At 45.2% G+C, this 3472-nt stretch carries 2 protein-coding genes; both read right to left on the bottom strand.

Annotation, left to right across the window (positions count from 1 at the left end):
• Positions 1-195: 195 nt before the first annotated feature.
• Positions 196-1989: a hypothetical protein gene (locus KDK18_RS06290; RefSeq protein WP_257254018.1), complete on the bottom strand. Its 1794-nt coding sequence runs from the start codon at positions 1987-1989 to the stop codon at positions 196-198.
• 368 nt (positions 1990-2357) lie between these two features.
• Positions 2358-3472, bottom strand: a 1115-nt coding sequence (locus tag KDK18_RS06285) for a hypothetical protein (protein ID WP_257254017.1), incomplete at its 5' end; no start/stop codon positions are given.

Genomic DNA, 3472 nt, shown 5'->3' with positions numbered 1-3472 from the left:
TAGACCAATTTATTGCAACCGTAGTAGGACAGCCTTAAGTCCGACAGGCTGCTAGAACCGTCATCATTCATCGAACCTGTCTGAGGAGCAAAAGTGCTGTCATAAGGAAGTCGGTAATGCTGCTTTATCATCCAGATTACCGACTGATGATAGGTTTTACGACACCTGCAACGGGCGGGATATTAATAACGAAAACTACAGTCTACCAGGATCGAGTAGAGCTGGATCTTTCGAGAAGTCTTTATTTCCCAATAGATTACGCCCTCCTCTCAATCCACTAAAACATTTTGGTACCACATCGACTACTGCAGGAATACCCAAACCCAGAATAGTCGCTAACACCTGACTGGTACGCCTTATCCAAGCCTGCCTGATTCGTTTTGAAAGATGGAACCAAATTTGAGTAAAAGTCTGATCTCCGAGAAGCAGGGCCGCACCTACGCCCATTTTTTCCAATGTGGTTAAATTTTCTAATGCTCCTAAACCCTTTAATTCTGCAGTGACAGTATTATTCATAACCAGCCCCTCCGGATGACCTACATCATAAATAAGTTCGGGTGGAGTGTAGGCTGCCTGAGTTGTAGAGGGAGAGACTGTGGATGAAGCGGATGTTGGCATAGTGCAATGACAGGCAACATCAAAACCTGCCGAAGACCATGCGCTCACTGGCGCAAATCCTGCTCGATAACGCTTCTCTGAATCAGACGAGCAGGGATGCTGATCGGGATATTTAAAAGGTATCCAACCCCAGGCCTGTTCTCTTTCTTTTAATCCAAACGCTCCATTTATCATTTTGATATCAGAACAGTAGGTACTGTCATAGACGCGACCCATAAAGTGATCAGGATCCGATAGACGAGCTGTATCAATGGACAGATCATTGCCGTGCTGATCAACGACGCTGTTACAGGTAGAATCAACAAAGCTCAGAACGTTTTCTCTGGACGATAAGCTAATAGAGAACAACACACCACTGTTTCGTGACGATCCGGGCGTAAGAGTATCCATTTCTGAGGATACCGATATGACTGTTTTAGTGTTTTTCATCGTCAACTGCACTTGCCCTGTTTTCTGATCACATTCAACATTCATTGCAGCCGGTTGAGCATACCTTGATCCCTGCACGCCCTGTAAAAGAGCAAATTCAGAGTGCATAAATCGATAGACGAAATGTTCCTCTGGTCCTATCCCGTCAGCATCGTCAGTGCAACCCAGATTTACCGGCTTAATCCTCCTGTTACTATTCGCTGGATCAAGTACCACCCTAATGTTGTCTGCAACAAAGAGACCAGCTCCCTTCAGATCCAGAATACCTGCCAGTGTGTGATATTTTCTGGTCGGGGTTGCCCCAGCGTTCCCTGTAGTAACTGTTGCTGTTGAACGGCCTGCCTTTATGGGATTTCTGGAATTGATTTCGATATTCGCCAGATAATAAACAGAATCATTACGGGTTGCCGACATCACGTATTGATTCCCTGCGCTTCCCCGAATCACAAATTCAGGCAGAATATCCGTTCCGTTTCCCACAAAAGCCGAATTATCCGGTAACTGAAAACTGTTGACCCTTCCGGAGCTGCCGGTGACGGGCTCCGACAATTGCAATTCATAAACAGCTCGCTGCCCCTTTTCGGATGAACGCTCTGCATCAAAGATAAACAAGGTTGGGTGGAAGGTTCGAAGAACCTCATAATCCAGTCTTGATGTTATACCCGATATTTTTCTTATCTTGACCGTTTCTGGAATCGGAGAAGCACTTGGGGAAGGTCTTGTCGAAGATACCTGATTGTTCTTTTTCCTGATTAAATCCTTAAGAACCGATAAATGGTGACTGCAAACATCTCTGTCGACTCTGCTGGTAAACTCAGAGCAACCCGAAACCTCTGTATACCTGTAACTACCCGTTGACCCACCTTTGGTGAAAGCATGACTGGGGAAGGCATAAACTACCGACAAAAGAGCACCTGCTAACCCGGATCTGGAAATAATCATAACTGCACTCTGTCCAGTTTTTAACGCTCAAACAGAAGCATCCTTACTATAACAATCCTTTTTAAAGTCGTTATTTATCCTAGACCGGATATTTCATAAATAAAGGTAAAGCCTTCTCCAATAAAAAACGAACCTCTTGACGTCTGTTTTTTCCAGCATCAAGTAAACCCCACAGACTTGGATTTCTCATCCACGCTTATGGAACAAAAAAGCGGATGGCTGCCCTGCGGGTTCCTGTCTTGTATCACTGCCCGCAGCCCAGCCAAGCAGGCGATGCTTCACAACGGGTTTGGTAATGCTGCTTTATAATCCATATTACCGACTTAAGGGTTTTACCTTCCCGGGGACAGGCTATGAACAATAACAAACTACGGTTGATCTTTGCTTAGCAATAGAAACTCCTGTACAAGTGGTCTCATCCCCACGGAACAGGGTGATGCCGACTGGAATAACGGAAGGCCGAAACCTAACACAGCCGCTGACACCTGACTGATATATTTTGTCCTGGCTTGCGTGATGTAGTTTGAATAAAAGTACCAGACTTGGGTAATGACTTGATCCAATAAAAAAAAGCCAACGCATGCGCCCAAAACAGTTCTCTGCTCTTCAGTTAATCCTTCCGTCCTATCACTGTTTATGGCCAGAGCGCTTTTGTTACCTACCACTCTGGCAGATATGTGTGAAGCATTAGTTATCTGTGAAACATTAGATAGCTGAGTTGTATCTGGAGAGAATGTGGTTGAAACGGATGTTGGCATAGTGCCATTACACGCAACTTCGAAACCTGCCGTAGACCATGCGCTCACTGAAGCAAAGCCTGTTCGATAAGTCTTCTCCAATGAAGATGCACAGCCAAGTTCACCGGTATTATCACCTAATATCCAACCCCATGCCTGCTCTCTGTCTTTTAATCCAAATGCTCCCTGAACCATATTAACATCAGTACAATAACTGCCGCGGATGTCACCCATATAGTGATCAGGATCTAACGGGGTAGCTGAGTCAATCGATAGATCATTCCCAAACTGATCAACGACACTGTTACAGGTAGAATCGACAAAGCGCAGGACGTCTTCCCTGAGCCAGAGTCTCATAGAAAACAACACACCACTGCTTAAATGTAATCCGGATGCTGAAGGGTCAGTTTCAGTGAGTACAGATACGACGGTTTTAGTATTTCTCATAGTCAACTGCACTTGTCCTTTAGCCTGATGACATACAACATTCAATGCAGCGTTTTCAGAGCCTGGTAATCTGTGTGCGCCTTTTTGGAGATTAAATTCAGAGTGGGTGAATCGATAGACGAAGTACTCCTCTGCTCCTCTCTCATGATCAAAATTTGTACACCCCAGTTGTACCGGTTGGACCTTCCTCTCACTGTCTGCCGGATCAAGTACCACCTTGATATAGTCTGCAACAACAATACCCGCTCCTTTAGAGGTGAACTCGGTGCCACCCAGAACGTAGCGTGTAGTGGTTTCTA

The organism is Endozoicomonas sp. SESOKO3 (assembly GCF_024606255.1).
The sequence above is the reverse complement of the archived record's forward strand: the minus strand, read 5'-3'. Positions and strand labels throughout refer to the sequence as shown.

What these genes read in the sequence shown, in the direction of transcription:
- KDK18_RS06290 (WP_257254018.1), bottom strand. Translation starts at nt 1,989, where the DNA reads ATGATTATTTCCAGATCCGGGTTAGCAGGTGCTCTTTTGTCGGTAGTT.